The following is a 23,317-nucleotide window of genomic DNA, read 5'->3' on the forward strand; positions in this document are numbered from 1 at the left end:
ACCAGATCGTTAATAGATTAAAACTACGAAATCGCCAGACAAACGGAAAGCGCATTAATGACTTCCAGCGTTCAATGAAGCGCCGGAAATTCAATAGACGTTCTTTCTAAATTTTTCGTTTCCTTTACCCAAAACCATCAAGTATATTTACGCATCCTTGGAGCAAGCCGACACACCTTGAAGCCGCATGACGGCGTATTTCCGGGACGGCGACACGCTGTCCTTCCGTCCTGCGGCCTGGCCCGGCCAGCCCCGTAGGTCGTCGGTTCAAAGGGATTGCGCGCCCGCGCCGGGCGTGCGGCCCCGTGTCGTGCGCGCGAAATCAATTCAGTACAACACGCGCACGGCCATTTTGAACCGGCCAGTTAACCGACATCCGGAAATTCAGAGGGGGCAGTAAACCATGATTACCTTCACGTAGTCGGCCGCCGTCTTTTCGAATAATCCGTCATTGCCATTTTTTCGCCGTTGATTAAACGGCGAGGGGATTGCTTTTGCCGGCGTTTTCGCAGCACTGAACGATTCTTTCAACGATCGAGGTTTCAGTCATGTCGATTCATATTCGCAAGATGCGTTATCTGCCGCTCGTCGCCGCACTCGCGCTCGCCGGTTGCGGCGGCGACGACGGCGGTGCGGGCTCCGCTTCCGCGCTGAGCTCCGCCGGCGCGCCGCACACGGGCTCGTCGCCCGCCGTCACCGCGCCCCCGAGCGCATCCAACGTCGACAAGAGCGTCTCGCCTGTCGAATTGCCGGACACCGTGGTGCCCGTGAACTACCGGCTGTGGTTCCGCCCGAACGACGCGCTGAATGCGTTCGACGGCCGCGCCGACGTCGAGATCAAGGTGCTCAAGCCGGTCAACAACATCGTGGTCGCCGGCCACCGGATCAAGTTCACGAACGGCCGCATCACGCTGCAGCCGGGCAACATCCAGCTGATCGCGACGCCGCAGGACAAGGGCGACTTCTACCAGTTGCGCCCCGTCGCCGGCACGATCGCACCGGGCAACTATTCGCTGCACATGGAGTGGTCGGGCATCATCAACTTCAAGTCGTATGACGATCCGGTCAACCAGACCGGCGGCAGTTGCGGCGACGATCCGTATCCGGGCTGCTCGGCCGCGGAAGGCGTGTTCCGCGTCGACCTGAAGGGCACCGACGGCAAGACGAGCGGCGCGATCCTGACGCAGGGCGAAACCAATCTGTCGCGCCAGTGGTTCCCGGGCTGGGACGAGCCGGCGTTCCGCCCGACCTATGAAGTGACGGCCGAAGTGCCGCAAAGCTGGCGCGTCGTGTCGAACGCGGCCGAGAAGCCGTCGACCAACGTCGGCGGCGGCTACAAGCTCGTGCAGTTCGAGAAGACCCCGCCGATGCCGTCGTACCTGCTGTTCTTCGGCGGCGGCATGTTCGACACCTACGAGGACGACTTCACGAGCCCGCTGCCGGGCGCCAAGGGCAGCCTGCACCTGCGCGTGTTCACGCCGCCGGGCATGAGCGAGTGGGCGAAGCCGGCGATGGACCGCACCAAGCAGGCGCTCGACTACTACTACCGCTACACGGGTATCCCGCTGCCGCTGACGAAGTTCGACACGGTCGCCGCGAACGACGCGTTCAAGGAGCAGAAGGACTTGAACTTCGGCGGGATGGAGAACTGGGGCTCGATCCTCGAGTTCGCCGACGACATCCTGCCGCAGCCGGGCCAGCCGATGTCGCGCTACGGCAATGAAGTGCTGACGCACGAAGTGGCGCACCAGTGGTTCGGCGATCTCGTGACGACCGACTGGTGGGACAACGTGTGGCTCAACGAGTCGTTCGCGACGTTCTTCGAGAACAAGACGACGATCCAGTTCTTCCCCGACGAGTTCAGCTGGCTCGACCAGGTGAAGAACAAGTACCGCGTGATCAATCGTGACATCGGCCCGAACGCGTTCCCGGTCGCGCCGAACTTCAACGACTGGGCGTCGAACGACTTCGTGCTGAGCGCCAGCGCGTTCACGTACGACAAGGGCGGCCACGTGCTGAAGACGCTCGAGAACTATCTCGGCGAGCAGACGCTGCGCAAGGGTCTGCAGCAGTACCTGGTCGACTACTCGTTCGGCAACGGGACGCCGAAGCGTCTGTGGGATGCGCTGTCGAAGGAAAGCGGCCAGGCGGTCGGCCCGATCGGCGACAGCTACGTGCGTCAGACCGGCGTGCCGCTGATCTCGCTCGACACGCAGTGCGACCTGACGAAGAACCAGACCGTCGTCACGCTGAAACAGCAGCCGTTCCCGAACAAGAACGCGTATCCGGGCCTGCAGTGGACGGTGCCGATCACGCTCGCGTACGGCCAGGGTCTCGCGAAACGCACGACGCTCGCGCTGAAGGATACGCAGGCGCAGACGCGGATCGACGGCTGCACGGGCGTGGTGGCCGACCCGAGCGGTCTCGACTACTACGTCGTGAACTACAGCGACGCGGCCTGGAGCGGCGTGCTCACGCAGGTCAACGGCTCGACCGATCCGGTGCTGCTGGCGAACCTGAAGAGCGAAGCGGCGCTGCTCGTCGCGAACAACCTCGCGCCGGCCTCGCGCTCGACGTCGATCGGCTCGGTCGCTTCGCCGGCCGCGATGAAGCTGCGCCAGACGCCGAGCTTCGGCGGCATCGAAGCGGTGACGAAGGAACGCCCGGCGCTGCATTACCAGGGCATCTTCAAGCCGCGCAAGGTAGTGACGCAGTAACGGTGCGCACCCGGCCGGTGCCGCGCGACCCGCGGCGCCGGCCGGCGTACCGGTTTCTCCGACCTGTTGACGGGCCTCGCATGCGAGGCCCTTTTTTTCATGCCGCGCGGCGCCCGTTCGCGATCACGCCCACGCGGCATCCCACGCCGGCTGCGCGAACCATGAGGCGAGGAACGCCACGAGCCGCGACGTGCGCGCACTGCCGCGCGCCTGCTGGCGCAACACGTGGATCGTCGCCGGCTCGGGCGCCGCCGCGTACTGCGGCAGCACCGCGCGCAACCGTCCGTCGCGCAGCGCGTCCGCCACGAGCCAGGTCGGCAGGTGCGCGAGACCGAGCCCGTCGATGGCCGCCTCGCGCAACGCTTCCGAATGATTGCTGCGAAACCGCGGCTGCGCGGGCGCGTGACGGCGCTCGCCGAAACGCCATGCGCCCGGCGGCGGCGCGCCATGCCACGCGAGACAGTCGTGGCCGGCCAGCGCGTCGGGCGATTCAGGCTCGCCGCGCCGTGCGAGGTAGGCCGCGCTCGCGCACAGCACGCGCCGTTGCGGCGCCAGCACGGTCGCGACGAAACGCGTGTCCTCCAGCGGCCCGATGCGCACCGCGAGATCGACGTCGGAACCGAGTCGCGCACCCTGCAGATCGACCATGCTGTCGGTCAGCACGAGATCGACCTGCAACGCCGGATGATGCTGCATGAACGCGGCCAGCGCGCCCATCAGATGCCGCCGGCCGAACGGCGCCGGACAGTCGATGCGCAGCAGCCCGCCCGGTTCGTCGTGCTGGCTGTGCAGGTCTTCCTGCAGTCCGCGCAACTCGGCCAGCATCCGTGTCGCGCGACCGTACAGCAACTGCCCGGCCTCGGTCGGCCGGAGCGCGTGCGTGGTGCGATGCAGGAGGCGGATACCGAGCTGCGTCTCGAGCCGGTCGATGCGCCGCGTGACCGACGACGCGGCGACGCCGAGCCGGCGCGCGGCTGCCGAGAAGCTCTGCTGATCGACCACGTCGACGAACAGCGCGAGGTGCGGGGAAAGGAAGTCGTCCATTCAGGGGCCTGGGGTCTGGCTGTGCGAAAAACGCAAAGCAATCATCCGCCTTTGCACGTTTCCGCGTCAAATCGGGCCCACTAGACTGCCTTCATCGCTTTCATCCGCCGCACGCGCCGGCCCGCCGGGCCGCGGCGGCCCTCGTTCATGGAGAATCTCATGCGCAGCATCCGCTTCGACACCCCCGCCGCCGACATCGAGTCGCTCGACGCGCGGGTCCGGGACATTCCGCCGCCCGTGCCGGCCGACGGCCAGATGCTGATCGAGGTGCGCGCGGCCGGCGTGAACCCGAGCGACGTGAAGGCCGCGCTCGGCCGCATGCCGCATGCGGTGTGGCCGCGCACGCCGGGGCGCGACTGGGCCGGCATCGTACGCGGCGGCCCGGACGACTGGGTCGGTGCGCCGGTGTGGGGATCGGGCGGCGATCTCGGCGTCGGCCGCGACGGCTCGCATGCGCAATGGCTCGTGCTGGATGCCGCGCACGTGCGCCGCAAGCCGGCCGTGCTGACGCTCGACGAAGCGGCCGGCGTGGGCGTGCCGTTCGTCACCGCGTACGAAGGCTTGCGCCGCGCCGGCATGCCGACGGCCGACGACGTCGTGCTCGTGTTCGGCGCGAACGGCAAGGTCGGCCAGGCCGCGATCCAGCTCGCCACCGCGCGCGGCGCGACCGTGATCGGCGTCGAGCGCGGCCCGGGCGGCTATCGCGGCCACGCATCGGGCGAGGTCCGCATGATCGACGCATCGAGCCGGACGGTGGCCGACGCGGTGCGCGAGATGACCGGCGGCCACGGCGCGGACCTCGTCTACAACACGGTCGGCAGCCCGTATTTCGAAGCCGCGAACGCATCGATGGCAATCGGCGCGCGGCAGATCTTCATCTCGACGATCGAGCGCAGCGTGCCGTTCGACATCTTCGCGTTCTATCGCGGCCAGCACACGTTCGTGGGCATCGATTCGCTGCAGCTCGGCGCGGCCGCGGTCGCGCGGATCCTCGACACGCTCGCGCCCGGCTTCGGCAACGGCACGCTGCGCCCGTTTCCGATCGGCGACGGCTACGTGTACCCGCTCGAGCGTGCGCACGATGCGTATCGCGCGGTGCTGGCCGGTGCGCGCGAACGCGTGATCCTCAAACCCTGATACCGGACCACACGGGAGACCGCCATGATGGACTACGTGATTTCGCTCGCGGTGGGCGTCGGTGTCGGCGTGTTGTACGCACTACTGCACGTGCGCTCGCCGGCCCCGCCGCTCGTTGCGCTCGTCGGCCTGCTCGGGATGGTGATCGGCGAACGCGCGATCGCGCTGCTGCGGTGACGCGTCGATGCGACGCCCGGTGCCGCGCTAGCGATCGTCGCGGCGCCGGAACGCCCACCACGCGGCCAGCGCGGTGAAGCCCGCGACGAGCAGCACCATCAGCCAGAAGCCGTGCTTGTTCTCCGCGAACGGCACGCCGCCGACGTTCATCCCGAAGAACCCGGCGACGATGTTGATCGGCAGCGCGATCACGGTGACGAGCGTCAGCGTGAACAGCGTCCGGTTGTTCTGCTCGTCCAGGCGCGAGCCGATCTCTTCCTGCAGCAGCTTGATGCGCTCGTTGAGCCCCGCCAGATCGGCGAGCACCAGCGAGAATTCCTCGGTCGACTCGCGCAGTTCCTGCACGTCTTCCGTATGCAGCCACGCGGGCGGCTTCGCGAGCAGCCGGAAGATCGAGCCGGGCTCCGGCGCGAGCATGCGCTGCAGGCGCGTCAGCGTACGGCGCATCGCGCCGAGCTCGATGCGGCTCGACGTGAGCCGCTGCGACAGGAAGCGATCCTCGATGCGGTCGACGTCGACGCTCGTGCGCCGCATGATCTGGATCAGCAGGTCGGCCTGGTCGCGCAGCAGATGCACGAGCAGCTCCGCGGGCGACCGGAACGACTCGCCGTCGCGCACGCACGCGCGCAGCGTGTCGACCGAGCGCAGCGGCTTGAGCCGCGCGGTCACCATGATGCGCCGCTCGACGTGGACGAACAGCGTCGCGATCTCCGACGGCGTCAGTTCGAGGTTGAACATCACGTCGTTGACGATCGCGCGCAACGCGCCGTCCTCCTGCTCGATGCGCGTCGAGCGCGAGCCTTCGTGCAGGAATTCGAAGAAGCTGTCCGACAATCCGAGATGCGTGCGCATCCAGCGCTCGCTCGCGCCGTGCGCGAGATTGAAGTGCAGCCAGACGAAATCGCCCGGTGCGGCCGCGCCCTGTTCGCGGCACGTGCGCAGCCATGCGGCGGCCGCGTCGGCATCGAGCGTCGCGCCGGCGCCGCCCGGAACGAAGCGGAATCCGCACACCATGCCGGACGTATCGGCGCCGTAAGTCTGTACGATCAGGTCCATCGTGTCGAAGGTCGTGCGGCGCGCGGCGCGCCGCACATCGCGGGTCGCGGGCCCGCGCCGGGAAAAGAAAGAAGACGTATGCCCGACGGCCATGACACGCGCGTGACAGTGTCACGCGGCATCATGCCGGCAGCTTTCCGTTCCCCGAAAACAAACGCGCCGCCCATCGGGGCGGCGCGGACACGCAACACGTCGCGGCGGGCGCGGCGCGCGCTACTGGCGCGTCTCCGACTGCGCGGCGCTCGGGCACGCCGGGTCCTTGCCCCAGTGGCCGTCGCACACGCGCCAGCGGCACAGCTGATCCTCGAAGAAACCGCGCTCCGAACACGCCTTCACGCGCGACGCCAGCGAGCCGCCGGTCGCCGCCGCCGTCTTGGTCGACACGGCCTGCGCCTTCTGCGCGGCGAGCGTCTTGTCGGCCGGCTTCGTACGCGCGACGAGCGCGGCGAGCAGATCGGCATCCGGATCGTCCTTCGCGCCGGCCTTCGCGGTACGGGCCGCCGTCGCGTCGCGGCGCTTCTTCGCCTGCGCGAGTTCGGCCTGCTGTTCCTTGCGATGCTTGCGGGCGTCGGCCTTCGTGTCCGCCTTCGTGTCGGTCTTGCCGTGGGCCGCGACCTTCGCGCTCTTCGACGCGTCGGCCTTCGCGGACCTGGCCGTCGCCGCCGTGGCGGCCGCGGCGGTTGCGGCTGCGCCGGCCGTGGCCGCGCCCGATGCGTCGTCGGCGCCGTTGGCGAGCGCGCGCGACAGGCGGCTGTTGTCCGCGGCGGACGCGGATGCAACGGCCTGGGACGCCGAATCGTCGTTGACGATCGTGGCCGGTTGCGCGGCCGGCGCGGCGGACGCGCCGTTCTGCGCGACCTGCGCGGCGGCGCCGCTGGCCGGGGCGGCCTTGCCTGGCGCCGCCGCGGGTGCCGTGGCGGCCACCACCGCCGCGGGCTGTTCGCCCGACGACTGCTGCATGCGCCACGCGCCCCAGCCGCCGACGGCCACGACCAGCGCCACGACGGCGGCGATCGGCCCCTTCAGCGAACGGCGCGGCGGCTCGGCGGGCGGCGTGACACGCCCTTCCAGATCCGCGAGAATGCGCGACTGCCGAGGTCCTCCCTCGCCTGCCGGTTTGGTATCGGACAGCAGGCTGGGCGGAGTTTTCGAATTTGAATTTTCCGGCGCACTCATTCAGCGTCTCATTGAATCCTGGTTTAATTCACCGCGATAATATAGCCTGGCCTCTCGAAGCAGCCTGATTCTAAGAGCAAGCATTGCAAAACACAATCAATTCCAATTTCCGGGGATTTCTTTGATTGCCGTCGCACTCGTCGCCTATTTCGCCCTTGCCGTCGCCGTTGCGGCACTGTTGCTTTTACCGGGTATCCGGGCGACCGTTTTCGAATCCGTTGCCCAGTTTCACGGCCGTCTCACGCGCCGGGCCAACGATCGCGCCGCGCGCGCGCGCAGTCAGATTGTTAAATCGGCAAGCGTGACGCGCGGCGCATTAAGCGATGTGCAAAATTTACTGGTTCGACGGCGCTTGATGATTATGGTATCGGCAGGTATTCTTGCGACGCCGCCATTGGTCGCCATTGCGTTACGCGGCCGGCAATTGTTCCAGTACGACGACACGGCGCGCGTGCCCGACGAGAAAATCGCCGCGCTGCTGCAGGGCGAGCAGCTCGTGCCGCCGCCGCCGCTGCCGCCGGAAGTCTTCGCCACGAAGGAAGTCGAGCAGGTCCGCCCGGCGCTGAAGGATGCGAGCCGCGACTGGAACCTGCTGGACCCGGATTTCCGCACGCGTTTGCTGCTGGTCTACAAGATCATGCACGAACAGCACGGTTATGAAATGGCGCTGCTGGAAGGTTACCGGAGCCCGGAACGGCAGAACCGGCTGGCGCAGATGGGCAGCAACGTGACCAACGCGGCAGCCTTCCAGAGTTATCACCAGTTCGGGCTGGCGGCGGACAACGCATTCCTGCGCGACGGCAAGCTGGTCATTTCCGAGAAAGACCCGTGGGCGATGCGCGGCTACCAGTTGTACGGCCAGGTCGCCGAACAAGTCGGCCTGACCTGGGGCGGCCGATGGAAAATGATGGATCTCGGGCACGTGGAATACCATAAACCCGGTTTTAAACTGGGACGCGGCAGCTAGTCAGGGCTGCCGGACAAGAAATAATGAGGGCGGCATGGGGCTTTTTAATCACCCGGCAGGAAACGATTTGGGCGGCGCAAACAATCGGGCATTCCGGTGCGCGATTTTTTCCGGCCGCCGCTTCCGTTTTAAATCTCACAGCGTCCTTTCGTTAATGCGCGCGCCTTCTCCGATGCCGCGAGCGTATTGATGCCAGCCTCCTTCATCCCGTTTGACAGCATGGCGACACATCGCGGCGCCACCCTTGCCGCTCGACGCGCCTGCGTCGCCTCACCGAATCGCACCGGAACCTGAACGTCCTATGCAACGCATCCTCAACGTGCTGACTCATCCGCGTACGCTCTCGATCGTCGGGATCGTCGCGCTAGCGGCCATCCTGTTCATCGTCGCCGACATGCTGCAGTTGCCGCTCCTGTGGGCGGCGATCGCGTTCGCGGCGGTTCTCGCGCTGTGGCTCGCCGTCGCGCTGTGGCGCCGCTGGCGCGTGAAGCGCGCGAACCAGCAGCTGGGCCAGGTGCTGGAAGAGCAGGCGGAAACCGGCAAGATCGCCGCGCCGGCCGCCGCCGCGCTCGCGCCGGACGCGAAGACGGCCGACCTCGACGTGCTGCGCACGCGCCTGTCGGATGCGGTGAAGACGATCAAGACGTCGAAGATCGGCCAGGTGTCGGGCGGCTCCGCGCTGTACGAACTGCCGTGGTACATCGTGATCGGCAACCCGGCCGCCGGCAAGAGCAGCGCCGTGCTCAATTCCGGCCTGCAATTCCCGTTCGCGGACAAGAACAGCGCCGTGATCCACGGCATCGGCGGCACGCGCAACTGCGACTGGTTCTTCACGACCGAAGGGATCCTGCTCGACACGGCCGGCCGCTATTCGGTGCACGAGGAAGACCGCAGCGAGTGGCTCGGCTTCCTCGGACTGCTCAAGCGCTACCGCCCGAAGGCGCCGATCAACGGCATCATCGTCACGGCCAGCATCGCCGAGCTCACCGGCAACCGCCCCGAATTCGCGATCAACCTCGCGAAGAATCTCCGCCAGCGCGTTCAGGAGCTGACGGAAAAACTGGAAGTGTTCGCGCCGGTCTACGTGATGTTCACGAAGGCCGACCTGATCACCGGCTTCACCGAATTCTTCAGCAGCAGCGACAAGCACGAGTATGACCGCGTGTGGGGCGCCACCCTGCCCTACGAGCCCGACGACAAGCGCGACGTCGTCGCGCAGTTCGACACGCACTTCGAGGAACTCTACGAAGGGCTGAAGGAAATCAGCGTCGCGCAGCTGTCGCTGTCGCGCGGCAACCAGCTGTCGCCGGGCCAGTTGAGCTTCCCGCTCGAATTCTCGACGATCAAGCCGTCGCTGCGCGCGTTCCTCGCGACGCTGTTCGAGAACAACCCGTTCCAGTACAAGCCGATCTTCCGCGGCTTCTACTTCACCAGCGCGCTGCAGGAAGGCGAAACCAACAGCGCGGCCGCGCAGCGCATCGCGCACCGCTTCGGCCTCGACGCGAGCGCGCTGCCGAAACCGCACAGCGCGTTCTCGAAGAACGGCTTCTTCCTGCGCGACCTGTTCTCGAAGGTGATCTTCGCCGACCGCCAGACGGTGCGCCAGTTCGCGAGCCCGACCAAGACGCGGCTGCGCTACGCGACCTTCTTCGGCTTCGTCGCGGCGCTCGCGCTCGCGCTGGGCGGCTGGACCTGGTCGACGATCGGCAACCAGCAGCTCGTCGCGAACGTGCAGGCCGACCTCGACAACGTCACGCGCCTGCAGCAGGGCCGCAACGACCTGCAGTCGCGCCTGCAGGCGATGGACATCCTCGAGGACCGGATCGAGCAGCTCGAACAGTTCCGCCGCGACAAGCCGCTGTCGGTGTCGCTCGGCCTGTACCAGGGCGACCGTCTGGAACAGCATCTGCTGACCGAGTACTACGGCGGCGTGCGCCAGATCCTGCTGGCCCCCGTGTCGCAGAACCTCGCGTCGTTCATGAAGGACGTGAACGCGCACCCCGAGCAGCTGGTGCCGATGACGCGCCCGCCCGAATCGGGCGCCGTGCAGGGCGGTACGATGCCGGTCTCGACGAATGCGGCAGGTGCCGCGCCGCAGGCGGGCGCCGCGCTGGCCGCGTCCGGCACCGCGCCGGCCGCCACCCCGCAACAGGCGGCCGCGCCGCAGGGCGGCCTCTACAGCGACGCGTCGCCGACCAACGTGCAGGACGCGTACAACGCGCTCAAGACGTACCTGATGCTGTCCGACAAGCGCCACGTCGAACAGGCACACCTGACCGACCAGCTCGCCCGCTTCTGGCGCGGCTGGCTCGAGACGAATCGCGGCAACATGCCCCGCGACGAGATGATCCGGAGCGCCGAGCGCATGATCTCGTTCTACCTGTCGCGCGTGAACGACAACGACTGGCCGATGATCGACGCGAACCTCGCGCTCGTCGACCAGACCCGCGAGAACCTGCGCCGCGTCGTGCGCGGCATGCCGGCCCGCCAGCGCGTGTACGAGGAAATCAAGGCGCGCGCGTCGACCCGCTTCGCGCCGATGACCATCGCGCGCATCGTCGGCGACGGCAACCAGGGGCTCGTGGCAGGCAGCTACGCGATTCCGGGCACGTTCACGCGCGAAGCGTGGTTCGACTACGTGCAGCCGGCGATCCGCGATGCGGCGACCAAGGAACTGCAGGCGAAGGACTGGGTGCTCAACACGTCGACGCAGGACGACCTGACGCTCGAGGGCAGCCCCGAACAGATCCAGAAGACGCTCGTCGGCATGTACAAGACCGAGTACGCGCAGCACTGGCAGAAGTTCATGCAGGGCATCGCGGTCCAGGGCTTCACCAGCTTCGGCCAGGCCGTCGACGGGATGAACCGCCTGGGCGACCCGCAGGATTCGCCGATCCGCAAGATCCTCGAGACCGCGTACGACCAGACGTCGTGGGACAACCCGTCGCTCGCGAACGTCGCGATCAAGAAGGCGCAGACGGGCGTCGTGAACTGGGTCAAGCAACTGTTCACGCGCTCGCAGGCCGGCCAGATGGCGGCGGCCAACATCGACATCAACGGCAATCCGGCCGAGGTGCCGATGGGCCCGATCGGCCAGGAGTTCGTCGGGCTCGCGCGGATCGTCGCGACGCATGACGGCACGTCGATGCTGAAGGGCTACATGGAGTCGCTGTCGAAGGTCCGCACGCGCTTCAACGTGATCAAGAACCAGGGTGACCCGGGGCCGGGCGCGCGTCAGCTGATGCAGCAGACGCTCGACGGCAGCGGTTCGGAACTCGCCGATTCGCTGAAGCTCGTCGACGAGCAGATGCTGACGGGCCTGACCGATTCGCAACGCAAGTCGCTGCGCCCGCTGCTGGTGCGGCCGCTGATGCAGGCGTTCGCGGTGGTGATCCAGCCGGCCAGCGCCGAAGTCAACAAGGTGTGGAACGCACAGGTCTACCAGCCGTTCCAGAACTCGCTCGCGACCAAGTACCCGTTCGCGGCGAACGCGAAGGTCGAGGCCGGCGCCGGCGAGATCGCGCAGGTGTTCGGCCCGGACGGCTCGATCGCGAAGTTCGTCGGCACGACGCTCGGGCCGCTCGCGGTGCGCCGCGGCGACACGCTCGCCGCCCGCACGTGGGGCGACATGGGCATCGGGCTCACGCCGGACTTCACGAACGGCTTCGCACGCTGGGTCGCGCCGCTCGCGGGCGGCGCCGCCGGCAGCGCGGCCGCGTCGTCCGAGCCGCAGACCGTGTTCCAGATCCTGCCGCAGCCGAGCACGGGCACGACGGAATACACGATCGCGATCGACGGCCAGCAACTGCGCTACCGCAACACGCCGCCGCAGTGGACCAACTTCGTGTGGCCGAACCCGCAGGGCTCGCCGGGCGCGACGCTGTCCGCGACGACCTTCGACGGCCGCACGGTGCAGCTCGTCAACGAGCCGGGCCGCTACGGTCTCGAGAAGCTGATCAACTCGGCGCAGCGCAAGCGCCGTCCGGACGGCACGTTCGACCTGACGTGGGCGCAGGGCAGCGTGAACGTGTCGGTGACGATGCGCATCATCAGCACGTCGCAGCCGTCGGCCGGCGGCGGCGACCAGCCGCAGCAGCAGAGCCTGCGCGGCCTGCAGCTGCCGTCGTCGGTCGCCGACGCGAGCGCGGGCGCCGCGCAGAACGCGACGCAAGCCGGCACCGGCACGCCGGGCGCCGCGCCGGCCGTCGCGGCCGCCAACGCAACGAATGCACAGAGGGCGCAATGACGCAAACCGTACAGGCGCAAATCGCCTACTTCGGCAAGATTCCGTCGCGCGGCGACTTCGTGAAGAGCGCGCACAATCCGCAGTTGCTGCAGACGCTCGATCGCTGGATCGCGCAGGCGCTGGAGCTGCTCGCGGAAGATCCGCGCTGGAAGATCGTCTACGAGGACGCGAAGCCGATGCATTTCGCGTTCCTCGGCTCGCGCAGCAAGCTCGCGATCGCGGGCCACATGGTCGCGAGCCACGACGTGTCGATGCGCCGCTTCCCGTTCCTCGGCGCCACCGCGCTGGAGGTCGACCGGCCGCTCGCGTTCCTCGCGCGCAGCCCGCTTGCGTTCGCGCGGCTGTGGTCGCGCGTCGCCGCGCAGATCCCGCCGCTGCTCGGCAAGGACGAGCCGCCCGGCGCGCTGCAGGCGCTCGGCGACACGCAGGTGCCGATCGACATCGGCGGGCCCGGCACGTCGCATGACGGCACCTTCAACGATTTCGTCGAACACCAGTCGCTGTACGGCCTGCAGCAGATGCTGCTCGAAAGCGGTCACCCGGTGCGGCTGCGCGGTGCGATGCTCGCGCTCGGCTCGCTGCTGCGGCCGGTGATGCAGAGCGGCTCGTCGCACATCGAACGCGGCCTCACGCTGCCGCTGCCGGTCGATCCGTTCTACCGCAGCCTCGTCGCCGCGTTCTGGCTCGAGCTGATCGCGCCGTTCGTCGCGCAGGCCGACTTCGAGCTCGCGATCTTCATCGGCACGATCGCCGAACGCGAACGGCTGATCATCGGCTTCAACGGCGCGTCGGCGAAGACGCTGCTGAGCGTCGTCGACCCGCAGACCTACGCCGCCCACAACATCGACATCGACGATCCCGAGTGGATCGACGCCCATGCGCAAAACGATCACCAGATCAGCAAGCTCGTCAGCTACCTCGACCAACCGCAACTCTCGCTGCGCGTCGCCATCGACGCGTTCCGGGAAGCGTTCATCGGAGGCTGACGGCATGCATCGCACGATTCAGGCCCGGCGCGCGCGTCTTTCAGCCGCCGTCTCGCCCGCCCTCGCCGCACTGTTCGCCGCCGGCCTCGTCGCGAGCGGCGCGGCCTTCGCGCAGAACACCGGCGCGACCGTCACGCCGGTCGGCAACGGCACGGTCGCGACGACCGCGCTGCCGCAGGCCAGTCCGAACGCCGGCGGCGCGTCCGGCACGGTGGTGCACGGCACCGCCGCCACGATCGCGCCGCCGCCCGCGAACGCGACGCCCGGCCAGGTGGTGGTGGGCGGCAAGGTGCCCGACGAGGCGACCAAGGCGGCCGTGCTGCAGAAGCTGCGCGACACCTACGGCGCGACGAACGTCGTCGACCAGATCGAGGTAGGCGACGTCGCGACGCCGCCGAACTGGAGCGCGAACGTGCAGAAGCTGCTCGGCGCGCAGCTCAAGCAGATCAGCAAGGGCCAGTTGAAGATCAACGGCACGCAGATCGAGATGAAGGGCGAGGTGCACAACGAGGCGCAGCGCCAGCAGCTCGCGAGCGACATGGCGAACACGCTGAACCCCACGTACACGATCAAGAACGGGCTGCGCGTGTCGGCGTCCGAACAGGGCGTGCTCGACCAGACGCTCGCGAACCGGACGATCGAGTTCGAGACCGGCAGCGCGACGCTGACGCCGCAGGGCAAGCTGATCCTCGACCAGATGGCGGCCGCGCTCGCGAAGATGCAGAACCGCACGGTCGACATCATCGGCCACACCGACAACTCGGGGAACCGGACGTCGAACATCGCGCTGAGCCAGGCACGCGCGGATGCGGTGAAGGGTTATCTGATCACGAAGAGCATTCCGCCGCAGCAGATGACGACGACGGGGGTCGGGCCGGATCAGCCGATCGCGCCGAACGATACGGCGGATGGCCGGGCAAGGAATCGGCGGATCGAGTTCCGGGTGGGGCAGTAACAGCGGATCGGCCGGCCGCTCCGTTGCGAAGCGGCGCGGCACACGACGGGCGGTGGCAGGCATGTCACCGCCCGTTTTGCATGAGCGGCGGCCGATTGTCAGTGAACGGGAGGCGTCGCGCCCCCCTTATAGCTTTTCGCCCATTCCTGGCTCTGCTTGGCAGCTTGGTCGATGCGTGCGGCGACGCGATCGTCTTTCTTGCGCTGGGCCGCCTCCTTGGCAAGATCGGACGAGCCGAACTCGTCTTTGTCCCGTGTCCGGAAGTACAGCGACGGAGCGAGCACATGGTCTTGCCAGCTCGTCAGCAACGTGTCGTGAACGAGCATGTCGAACAGCGCCATCACGTCCGGCGGCAACGGATGCTTGCCCTCGATCCCTTCTTTCCAGGCCGATACGAGTTCCATCTGCGGTTCAGGCAGCATGGCTGCTTCGACGGCCTCCGCGCTTGCCTTGTTGTTCGAATCCCATGAATCGGGCATGTTGCGGAGTTGCTCCGCGGATTTCTTCAGGCCTTCCTGGTAGGACGCTCTGCGTAGCATCTTTTCCGACTCCTTGTGAAGGCGCTCCCACACAGTCGTGTAATCCTTCGGCGCTTCCGCGATCAACTTCTCGTAGCGCTTCTGTGCCGCATCGCTGGCCGCCTTCATCCCCCGTAACGTCGCCTGATCGGCCGGACTGCGACTGGCCAGCATGCTCATGTTGATGCCCTGCCGCTGCAGTTCCCAATCGAGCTGGGACTTCGTCGTCTTGCGCTGCAGGTCGGCGTCGGCCATGTTGCGCTTCCAGTCGGCGACCGGGTCGGACATCGTTCGCTGGAACGCGGGGTCCTGGTAGCGGACTGCGATCCAGCGCAGGAAGATTTTCGAATGTGCGACGAGGTCGAGGCCGGCTCTATAGGGAACGAGTGCCGTGTACGCATTGACGAGTTGCCGGATGCGGTATTGCTTGCCATTTCCGATAATGGGTTTGGCAATCGAAAACTTGTCGAAGGTCTTCCGCTTATGGAGGTACATGTCCTCCATCGTATCCATGGCCGCCCCTGCCTTCAACGCTTGCAGCAACATGTCTTGCAGCGGCACCCTCATCAGTTCCGCATTCACGCCAAGCGAACCGGTTGGCGCGCCCCCCACGACGTCGCAACTCGTTCCAGGGTAGAGGAACTGGGCCCCCCGAGTCTTTTCAAGACTATCAAGGCGCTGGTAAAAGCGCATTTCGTGGGCGGCCGCGAAGTGGACGCAATGCTGCACGCTTGGGGGGATGGAAAGCTTGCGATCCTTGTAACTGGTTTTGATCAGGCCCAAATACGGCACCATGCCGATCAGTTCACCGGCCTCTTCCGACATGATCGAAGAAACAGCGTCAAGCAGGCCGACGAACTTGATCTGGATCGGAACGCCGTCGATTGCAAGATCAGTATCGTTTCTTCGCTTGTACTTCTCCGCCAGATCGTTGACGAAAGCCCGGGCCAATACACAGCCTCGATCCGCGCCGAACACCGACACCTCGATGACGCGAATCTTCTGCATCTTGCCTTTCACTTCATGGTAAGCCGCCTCGAACTGGTCTTTCGCCGCGATCAGTCGAGTATCGACACCCGTTCCGAAGGCCTCGGCCATCACGGCGTTGTCTCGAGCAATTGGCACATTCTCCATCACCAGCCCAACGAAAAGACCACGTGCAACCGCCCACGCCGTCTTCATCGGATTACCCCTGATGTTGGTCTTGACGTCGTTCTTGGTATTGCGCCACAGCAACCTGCCAGTCGCCTTGGTTCGCTCCCAAATCCGCTCAGGCGATGCATTCAGCACGTTCGTGATGCGCCGGGCCTGAGCGGGAATGCGCTCGATATCCCGTCGTAAGTCCTCGAATGCCTTCTCGACCGGCCGAAGTGAAAAATCCCCCGCAAGGATCTGCTTCGTCACATTGTCGACGCGCTTTTTCATATCCGCCTGTTTGATCGGCGCATTGACGCGCGCGAACGACTCGCCGACGGATATTGCAGCACTCGCGGCCTTTTTGGCACCTGCCACGATGGCAGCCTTCCCCATGTTCTTGAGCGCGTCGGAATTGCTGTCGTCGTTCAACGGCGTACCCAGCCCCGAGTAGTAGTAGCGATACCAGAACTGATTCGCGGGCCGCCTCTCGTCCTTCATTTCACGATGCGCTTCCCAGAGTCGCGCGATGTTCGAATACTGAGAACTTGAGGCATCATCGATGTCGCGATTGCGACCAAAGGCATCGAAGAAAAATCCAATGCGGATCGTCGCCCCGCACGGCATGCAATCAGCCTTCGGATACGCGTCCGCATTCTGACGAGCAAGCGCAACATACACCGACGCCGGCGTCGCGTCGTCCGGGTCGAGCTTGATTCTCTCAGCCATGCTGTTTCTCCTCTACGCGCGGCGGCGGCAACAGACCGGTGGGAATGGCGGGTACCGCCACTGCTTCGAATTTATTGCGTTTCAGCTCGGACAGAACACCGTTCGGCAGTGATTGCATCGACTTCGCGAACGCGCCGGGCTTGCCGCTGGCCGCTTTCAGGATCTGCTGTACGGCCGGATGAGCGTCGAACCTGTTATTAACGAGCAGAACGAAATACGCGTATTGTTCGAGATCGTCGAGGTCGTTGAGCCGGTATTTGAGCCAGGCCGCAGCGACAATGCGCGCGATGCGACGATATTGCTGGTCCTCACGCTCATCGTAGCGTCTGTTCAGTTGCGTCTGGTAATGACTCGATATCCAGCGAGACACGTCAATCATCGGAATGCGTGAGTCGTCCGCTGGTGCAGCGGGAAACTGAAGCTCGACGTGACGATCCGGATAAAAATGAACCGCGACAATTCGAGTCCCGACTTTCTCGGGCACCTTTGATGGTGGCAACGTAACCTTTGCTTCGGCATGAAACGTCTGCTCGTCACCTTTATGCCACTGATCAACGTCGTAATAGTCCCACTTGACCGTAAACTCGGTCCCCTTGAGCTGATAGCAGCAGGTCACGCCACCGCCACCGCCCGGCATACTGTCGCCACCGCCACTCGCCTTATTGCCGTATGCGTCGACGATCGTGAATTTATCCAGGTTATAGGGCAGGTAGTTCTGGGCCATGACCGAAATCCCGCTGTAGGTCGGCTCCGACTTCCCACATGCGGTCACGGTCACCACGAGCAGGCACCCTGCCACAACACGACTTACCAGACCCGACAATCTCATTGCTCTACTCATTGATGTTTCCCTTCTGAATCGCGGCCGGTACACCAGTGCAAACATCGGCCAACCGCAATCATCCGAATGCCTTCGGCGACATGCCCACCGAGTGCGCCGCGCCTATTTTCCTCATCGCGCATCCCGCTGCCGAAGCTGTCCACGTTTCCTCAATCCCGCTCGTGTGCACCGCAAATCGCATCCGACACGTACCCGATACGATCACCCGTGCAGCGCATCCTCTGCACGCGGCGGCGGCAGCAAGGACAACACGGGCTTCGGCAGCGATTGCATTGATTTCGCGAACATTCCCGGCTTACCGGCTGCCGTTTGCAGGATGCGCTGAACCTCAGGATGTGCATCGAACCGGCTATTCACGAGCAACGCGTAATACGTATACTGCTCAAGATCATCCCGATCGGTCAGACGGTATTTCAGCCACGCACCGGCAACAACGCAAGCGATGCGCCGATGCGACTGCCCGTCCGTATCGTCGAATTTCTTGTCCAGTTGCTCCTGATAGTGCGTCGCCATCCATCGCGAAACGTCCACAACCGGAATGCGTGATTCATCCAGAAGCTCGCCGGGGAACTGAAACTCGACGTGACGATCCGGATAGAAATGAACTTCGAGAATACGGCTGCCGACTTTATCGGGAACGGCCGACTTCGGCATCACGATCTTGGTCTCGACTTGCTGCGCGTGCGAGTCGTCCATCGTCCATCGATCTGCGTCGTAGTACTTCCATTTGACCGTGAATTCGGTGCCCTTGAGCGTGTAGCAGCACGCGACGCTGCCCCCTCCCGCGCCGGGCGGGTCGTCTCCACCGCCGCTTGCCTTGTTGCCGTAAGCATCGGTGATGGTGAAGCCGTTCATGTTGTACGGCAGATAGTTCCGACCCATGACCGAAATCCCGCTGTAGATCGGCTCGGATTTACCACAGGCTGTCACCGCTGCGAACAATAGGCAAGTCGCCAGAACACGGCCCGTCATGCGCGCCAGCTTCGTTGCTCTATGCATCGATGTTTCCCTTGTGAATGACACTTCGTGCGCCGTTCCATGGCGAGCAAGCGCCTGTTGTGCATCTGCGACTGATCGCCTTCGCGCACAACTCAACTGCAGTCCGGCGTGCGATGCGCGGTAGGTGCCTACCCTTAATCCCGAGCGAGCGCACCCGACTCAGCCATGCAGCACCTCTGGCACACGCGGCGGCGGTAACAATCCGTCCGGAACGACCGGAACAGCCACTGGCGCGAAGCTATCGCTTACCAGCGCTGACCACACCCCCTTCGGCAATGACCGCATCGATTTCGCGAACATCCCCGGCTTGCCGGCAGCAGTCTGCAGTACGTGCTGGACCGCCGGATGCGAATCGAACCGGCTGTTCACAAGCAAGTCGTAGTAAGCGTACTGCTTGAGATCATCGAGATCCGTGAGTCGGTATTTCAACCATGCCATCGCTACGACACGAACGATGCGTCGAAACTGCTGATCTTCGCGTTCGTCGTACCTCCGGTTCAATTCGTTCTGGTAGCGGCTGGACATCCAGCGCGACACATCGATCATCGGAATGCGCGACGTGCCCACCAGCGCACCGGGAAATTGCAGCTCGACGTGACGATCCGGGTAAAAGTGCACCTCGATAATTCGATCGCCGATCTTTTCCGGAACCCGAGTCGGCAACATCGCAACCGTTGCCTCGGCGTGCAGGGTTTCCTCGTTACCTTTGTGCCACTGGTCGACGTCGACATAACTCCATTTGACGACGAATTCTGTGCCTTCGAGTTTGTAGCAACAGGTCACCCCGCCCCCGCCGCCCGGCAGGCTGTTTCCCCCAAGTGCCTTATTTCCATACGCATCAGTGATCGAGAATCCGTCGAGGTTGTACGGCAGATAGTTGTGGGCAATAACCGAGACTCCGCTATACACCGGCTCCGACTTGCCGCACGCGCTCAAGCACCAAACGACTGCCAGCATACCCGCCACGAGCCCGAACCTACGCCACGTCACTACGCGCCTCCAGCAATCCCCGCTCGTGCGCATCGCGAATCGCGTCCCACGTCGCATCGTCGATCGAGGCCAGTGCCGCATCCACGCTCGTTTCTCCGCGCGAAGCGGCCTCGAGACACGACTTCACGACCGGATGCTCGTCGAACCGCGGCGCAACCAGCACGCCCGACATCACGTAGCACTGCAACCCCGCTTCTTCGGCAATCCCGTGCGCGGCAGCGCGATCGAGTTGCTCGGCTACTCGATCATGCAGTTCCGCATCGGACATGTGATCAACCATCGCCCCCATCGTCTCGCGGAACTTCAGCACGAGCTTGTCCGGATACCCGAGCTCGATCAGTCGCGCATGCTGCTGCTCGTCGAGACCCGGCGCATCACCGACCGGTACCGCACCTTCATTCGCGTGCATGTCATTGCGCCACACGACTTCGCTCAGCCGCCTGTCGCGATACCGGATCTCGCCGAACGGCGCGACGAACCGCTGCGCCTGCGTATCGCGCCACACCTGTCGAAGTCGCCCCAGTACATGGTTGTCGAAAAAGAAGAGGTAGTACGCGCGGCCGTTGGGCAGCCTGTACTGCACGTACTGGCGCAAATGCTGATCGAGCGCATCGAACGACCACGTCGACCACAGCCACGTCACCGCATGCAGGTCGACCGCCTCCAACCACAGCTGGCGCAGCAGCCGATACTGCTCGGCGTTCTCGTCGTTGATCGCGTCGCGATCGAACGCGATCAGGTACGGCGCGATATCCGTATAAGCATCGAGCCCGGTATCCGTCCAAAGCGACGCATAGCGCAGGCGGGGCACTGCCGCGAGCTGCACATCCAACTCCTGATAACCGCGCGTATCGACGAGTACGTAAAGCCGCATCGAATTCCCAGCGTCGTCCGTACGCGCGACCGAAGCCTTCAGCGTCTCGAGAAACGCCGGCCACTCCAGCTCGCGTGGATTCGGTTCCGCGTCAGCCGCTTCGCTCGCGCCGACCGAGTCGTTCCGGTCGCCCGTATCGTTGACTTCGTCCATCAATCCGCCTCGACCATCGACTCACGACCGCTGTGCGCGTTCAGCACGCATTGCTTGCACGTGCCGCCCGGCATCGCGGGCAACGGATACTGCATGCTCGTCGGTCCGCTGAACTGGTGCTGCGCCCCCTTGAAATCGACTTTCCCTGGCGCGTGAAGCTCGATTTTGCCGCCCTTGATCCGGATGTAAGCGCCACCCGACGTCAGCAATATCTCCCGCTTCGCAGCCACGTCGACAGCCTCTGTCGCCGCCATCACCTTCACGGTCTTCTGCGCCGTGAGTTCGACGTTGTCCACGTGCGCCTGGACCTCGACCTTGCCCTTCCCGGCGAACAGCTTCATCCCGGCGTTCTGCGCGAACAGGCTGATGCGATCCCGGACGCCGGCGATCAGCGATTTCCCGCTGGTAATGAACGTGCTTTCGCCACTGACGATATTGGTCTGCCGGTCGCTGGCCACATGCACCGACTGCTGCGACGCCACCCCGATCCCCGCCGGGCTCGCGAACAGCATCACCGGCTCCTTGAACGCATTCGCGTTGCCCGTCCCGCCGCCTGCGGTCCTGCCGCCGCCGGTCGTCGCACCCGCCACGCTACTCTGTGTCGCGTCAGTAAATTGCTTCAGCGCGTCGTGCCCCGCGCCGAGACTCTCCGCCTGATGCATCTCGCCGACCTGCGACATCGACTCGATCAATCCTTCCGCAGTGGCAAGCTGCTGCTTCGCTTCGCTCACGTCCAGCGGCTGGCTGTTCGCCCGCTTCGGATGCGTCGTCACGTACAGGCCTTGCCCGGCACGCATCGCCCCGTACACATCCGTGCGCAGATCGAAACCGGAGCCAAGATACGCACCGCGCGTATTCCCGTTTTGCTCGATCAGATAGCCGAGATGAAGCAGCGAATTCCCGCTGCTGCTGAACAGGCGCGCGCGGTTCTGCCCGGTCGCGTCGTCGAGCACCATCTCGTTGTGCCCCGATCCCGCATATTCCTTCGACCGGAAGCCCGACAGGATCCCGTCGCTATGCCATTGCGGCTTGGCAACACCGTTGTAGACACGATGCATGACGATCGGCCGGTCGCAGTCGCCACCGATATAGCCGATCAGCACTTCCTCGCCGACGCGTGGAATATGCACACCGCCGTAACCGCCACCGGTATCCGACTGCACGACGCGCATCCAGCACGATGCCGTCTCTCGGCCTTCGCTCTGCCGGTCCCACACGAACATGACCTTGATCCGGTTCAGTTCATCCGTATAGACCTCTTCGCCCTTCGGGCCCACGACGATCGCCGTCTCGAGTTGCATCTCGGGCTTCCGATGCTCGAACGGGCTCCGATACGGCACGCTCGCGCGCTGCGCCTCGACCTCGACGAGATAGAAACCGGCCGAGCCGTCGTCATGCCCGACCTCGAACGCCGCCACTTCCCCGCGACCAGCCTTCACCTGGGCCAGCTCGGCCTGCAAGCTATGAGGGAAGCTCGCTTCGTGATCCGAGACCGGCAGATTGTTCTCGATGTAACGCGTGACGCCGATGGCCGCGAACTCGCGGTCGCTCGCCGCATCGCGGTCGTGCTCCGGATGATCGACGAGGGTGAAACGCCGGCCGGCGTCAATCGAACGCACGCCGCCCACGCCGAAGAAACGCTTCGCACGTGATTCCCATTCCTCGAGGCGAATCTTCGACAAGTGTTCGCCGCGGTCCTGGCCCGAATACGTGTACGCGCCGGTGTATTCGTAGATTTCCGCCTGACCCGGCAGGTCGCCCTGATCAGCCTTCGTCGGCAGCGACGTGCCGTTCGGATTGCCCGCCGCCGACGGCGATTTGTAGTCGAACGTGCGCGTCGTGTGCAACGTGCTTTGCAACGTCCGCGACGCGGTCCATTGCGTGAAACCGGCAGTCTCGGTGCCGCTGCCAGAACGATCGAACCTGACGGTATTCGGCGACAGCGCGTCGACCGTATGCAGATCGTCGGTGATGACGAACGTATGCGCCTTCCCGTCTTCACTGTGCCGCCAGAAGCCAAACAGCCCTTCGTCCTCCATCAGCCGATGCACGAAGTTCCAGTCGGTTTCGCTCTGGCGGCAGTACGAACGGGACGGCAACGGTTTCGACAACGCGAACTGGTATCGCCCCCTGGCCTGCGGATGCATGTCGAACACGTCGGCGAGAATCGCGTCGACCGGCTGGTCCTGCCAGTACCGCATGTCGCTGCGGAACTTGAGGAAGTGCATCCACGACGCGAAGCTCAGCTGGTAACTCGACAGGCTGCCGTCGGCGCCGAGCCGCCGCGCCGTGTGGATATAACCGTTGATCGGCAGATACGACTTGTCCGCCCGCTGGATCCACAGCGTGATCGGCTGCGCGATCAGCGTCTTGAGCTCGACGTCGCTCGCGGTGGACACCAAATCGAGCGTTACGCTGAAATCACGGCCGAGTTTCGAACGGGTTACGGCCCGGCGCGGCACGAGCGCATTGTTCGGCAGCGACGGGATGTCCGTCTTCAGCAGCCGATCCTGCTGGATCAGGCCACCACGAATCGCCTGTGCCAGTTCGGTCACGTTCATGCGTCACCCTTCTTCTCGTTCATCACGAGCCCGCCGGGCCCGCGCTCTCAGGTCAAA

At 65.0% G+C, this 23,317-nt stretch carries 16 protein-coding genes; 7 read left to right on the top strand and 9 right to left on the bottom strand.

The features are described 5' to 3' along the window. Window positions 1-548 precede the first annotated feature (548 nt). Window positions 549-2,717 (top strand): M1 family metallopeptidase, encoded by a 2,169-nt coding sequence (locus tag KPB06_RS22365; protein WP_059577131.1) that lies wholly within the window; start codon window positions 549-551, stop codon window positions 2,715-2,717. 123 nt (window positions 2,718-2,840) lie between these two features. Here KPB06_RS22365 and KPB06_RS22370 read toward each other — a convergent pair whose 3' ends face one another. After that, window positions 2,841-3,761: a LysR family transcriptional regulator gene (locus KPB06_RS22370; RefSeq protein ID WP_059577134.1), complete on the bottom strand. Its 921-nt coding sequence runs from the start codon at window positions 3,759-3,761 to the stop codon at window positions 2,841-2,843. A gap of 159 nt (window positions 3,762-3,920) precedes the next feature. On the opposite strand from KPB06_RS22370, the gene KPB06_RS22375 reads away from it, so the two are divergent. Together KPB06_RS22375 and KPB06_RS22380 are read left to right on the top strand one after the other, a co-directional pair. Then, a complete protein-coding gene (locus KPB06_RS22375; RefSeq protein ID WP_059577136.1) occupies window positions 3,921-4,898 on the top strand; it encodes a quinone oxidoreductase family protein in 978 nt (325 codons plus the stop codon). A gap of 24 nt (window positions 4,899-4,922) precedes the next feature. Beyond that, window positions 4,923-5,075: a DUF1427 family protein gene (locus tag KPB06_RS22380; RefSeq protein WP_081059172.1), complete on the top strand. Its 153-nt coding sequence runs from the start codon at window positions 4,923-4,925 to the stop codon at window positions 5,073-5,075. Window positions 5,076-5,102: 27 nt separating this feature from the next. Here KPB06_RS22380 and KPB06_RS22385 read toward each other — a convergent pair whose 3' ends face one another. Both KPB06_RS22385 and KPB06_RS22390 read right to left on the bottom strand, forming a co-directional pair. Then, window positions 5,103-6,131: a transporter gene (locus tag KPB06_RS22385; protein ID WP_059577395.1), complete on the bottom strand. Its 1,029-nt coding sequence runs from the start codon at window positions 6,129-6,131 to the stop codon at window positions 5,103-5,105. A 213-nt stretch (window positions 6,132-6,344) separates the two neighbouring features. Then, window positions 6,345-7,307: a hypothetical protein gene (locus tag KPB06_RS22390; RefSeq protein ID WP_059577139.1), complete on the bottom strand. Its 963-nt coding sequence runs from the start codon at window positions 7,305-7,307 to the stop codon at window positions 6,345-6,347. Window positions 7,308-7,428: 121 nt separating this feature from the next. Between KPB06_RS22390 and KPB06_RS22395 the strand changes: the two genes are divergently transcribed. The 4 genes from KPB06_RS22395 (at window position 7,429) to KPB06_RS22410 (ending at window position 14,461) form a co-directional block, all read left to right on the top strand. Further along, entirely contained in the window at window positions 7,429-8,274 is an 846-nt protein-coding gene (locus tag KPB06_RS22395; RefSeq protein ID WP_059577142.1) for a M15 family metallopeptidase, read from the top strand. Between the two features lie 301 nt (window positions 8,275-8,575). Continuing rightward, the gene (gene tssM, locus KPB06_RS22400; RefSeq protein ID WP_059577145.1) at window positions 8,576-12,520 is read left to right on the top strand and encodes a type VI secretion system membrane subunit TssM; all 3,945 of its coding nucleotides are present in this window, start codon (window positions 8,576-8,578) and stop codon (window positions 12,518-12,520) included. Continuing rightward, complete coding sequence (gene tagF / locus KPB06_RS22405; RefSeq protein ID WP_059577148.1) at window positions 12,517-13,506, top strand: type VI secretion system-associated protein TagF; 990 nt, start codon at window positions 12,517-12,519, stop codon at window positions 13,504-13,506. Before tssM ends, tagF begins: the two co-directional genes overlap by 4 nt. A 4-nt stretch (window positions 13,507-13,510) precedes the next feature. Further along, complete coding sequence (locus KPB06_RS22410; RefSeq protein WP_059577151.1) at window positions 13,511-14,461, top strand: OmpA family protein; 951 nt, start codon at window positions 13,511-13,513, stop codon at window positions 14,459-14,461. A 98-nt stretch (window positions 14,462-14,559) separates the two neighbouring features. Here KPB06_RS22410 and KPB06_RS22415 read toward each other — a convergent pair whose 3' ends face one another. The 6 genes from KPB06_RS22415 to KPB06_RS22440 all read right to left on the bottom strand — a co-directional run bounded on the left by KPB06_RS22415 (window position 14,560) and on the right by KPB06_RS22440 (window position 23,260). Next, complete coding sequence (locus KPB06_RS22415) at window positions 14,560-16,842, bottom strand: DUF2235 domain-containing protein (protein WP_059577154.1); 2,283 nt, start codon at window positions 16,840-16,842, stop codon at window positions 14,560-14,562. After that, on the bottom strand, window positions 16,835-17,671 hold the full coding sequence (locus tag KPB06_RS22420) for a DUF3304 domain-containing protein (RefSeq protein WP_059577157.1): 837 nt from the start codon (window positions 17,669-17,671) through the stop codon (window positions 16,835-16,837). Before KPB06_RS22420 ends, KPB06_RS22415 begins: the two co-directional genes overlap by 8 nt. Before the next feature lie 213 nt (window positions 17,672-17,884). Continuing rightward, a complete protein-coding gene (locus KPB06_RS22425) occupies window positions 17,885-18,682 on the bottom strand; it encodes a DUF3304 domain-containing protein (protein WP_059577160.1) in 798 nt (265 codons plus the stop codon). A 159-nt stretch (window positions 18,683-18,841) separates the two neighbouring features. Beyond that, window positions 18,842-19,639 (bottom strand): hypothetical protein, encoded by a 798-nt coding sequence (locus tag KPB06_RS22430; RefSeq protein ID WP_167351602.1) that lies wholly within the window; start codon window positions 19,637-19,639, stop codon window positions 18,842-18,844. 19 nt (window positions 19,640-19,658) lie between these two features. Then, complete coding sequence (locus KPB06_RS22435) at window positions 19,659-20,699, bottom strand: DUF4123 domain-containing protein (RefSeq protein ID WP_059577166.1); 1,041 nt, start codon at window positions 20,697-20,699, stop codon at window positions 19,659-19,661. Then, entirely contained in the window at window positions 20,699-23,260 is a 2,562-nt protein-coding gene (locus KPB06_RS22440) for a type VI secretion system Vgr family protein (RefSeq protein WP_059577169.1), read from the bottom strand. The genes KPB06_RS22435 and KPB06_RS22440 overlap by 1 nt, the downstream gene beginning before the upstream one ends. Window positions 23,261-23,317: the final 57 nt, after the last annotated feature.

The organism is Burkholderia semiarida (assembly GCF_029268935.1).
Lineage (GTDB): Bacteria > Pseudomonadota > Gammaproteobacteria > Burkholderiales > Burkholderiaceae > Burkholderia > Burkholderia semiarida.

What these genes read in the sequence shown, in the direction of transcription:
- tssM (WP_059577145.1), top strand. Translation starts at nt 8,576, where the DNA reads ATGCAACGCATCCTCAACGTGCTGACTCATCCGCGTACGCTCTCGATC.
- KPB06_RS22385 (WP_059577395.1), bottom strand. Translation starts at nt 6,131, where the DNA reads ATGGACCTGATCGTACAGACTTACGGCGCCGATACGTCCGGCATGGTG.
- KPB06_RS22375 (WP_059577136.1), top strand. Translation starts at nt 3,921, where the DNA reads ATGCGCAGCATCCGCTTCGACACCCCCGCCGCCGACATCGAGTCGCTC.
- KPB06_RS22430 (WP_167351602.1), bottom strand. Translation starts at nt 19,639, where the DNA reads ATGCTGGCAGTCGTTTGGTGCTTGAGCGCGTGCGGCAAGTCGGAGCCG.
- KPB06_RS22440 (WP_059577169.1), bottom strand. Translation starts at nt 23,260, where the DNA reads ATGAACGTGACCGAACTGGCACAGGCGATTCGTGGTGGCCTGATCCAG.
- KPB06_RS22390 (WP_059577139.1), bottom strand. Translation starts at nt 7,307, where the DNA reads ATGAGTGCGCCGGAAAATTCAAATTCGAAAACTCCGCCCAGCCTGCTG.
- tagF (WP_059577148.1), top strand. Translation starts at nt 12,517, where the DNA reads ATGACGCAAACCGTACAGGCGCAAATCGCCTACTTCGGCAAGATTCCG.
- KPB06_RS22370 (WP_059577134.1), bottom strand. Translation starts at nt 3,761, where the DNA reads ATGGACGACTTCCTTTCCCCGCACCTCGCGCTGTTCGTCGACGTGGTC.
- KPB06_RS22425 (WP_059577160.1), bottom strand. Translation starts at nt 18,682, where the DNA reads ATGCATAGAGCAACGAAGCTGGCGCGCATGACGGGCCGTGTTCTGGCG.
- KPB06_RS22380 (WP_081059172.1), top strand. Translation starts at nt 4,923, where the DNA reads ATGATGGACTACGTGATTTCGCTCGCGGTGGGCGTCGGTGTCGGCGTG.
- KPB06_RS22420 (WP_059577157.1), bottom strand. Translation starts at nt 17,671, where the DNA reads ATGAGATTGTCGGGTCTGGTAAGTCGTGTTGTGGCAGGGTGCCTGCTC.
- KPB06_RS22365 (WP_059577131.1), top strand. Translation starts at nt 549, where the DNA reads ATGTCGATTCATATTCGCAAGATGCGTTATCTGCCGCTCGTCGCCGCA.
- KPB06_RS22415 (WP_059577154.1), bottom strand. Translation starts at nt 16,842, where the DNA reads ATGGCTGAGAGAATCAAGCTCGACCCGGACGACGCGACGCCGGCGTCG.
- KPB06_RS22410 (WP_059577151.1), top strand. Translation starts at nt 13,511, where the DNA reads ATGCATCGCACGATTCAGGCCCGGCGCGCGCGTCTTTCAGCCGCCGTC.
- KPB06_RS22435 (WP_059577166.1), bottom strand. Translation starts at nt 20,699, where the DNA reads ATGGACGAAGTCAACGATACGGGCGACCGGAACGACTCGGTCGGCGCG.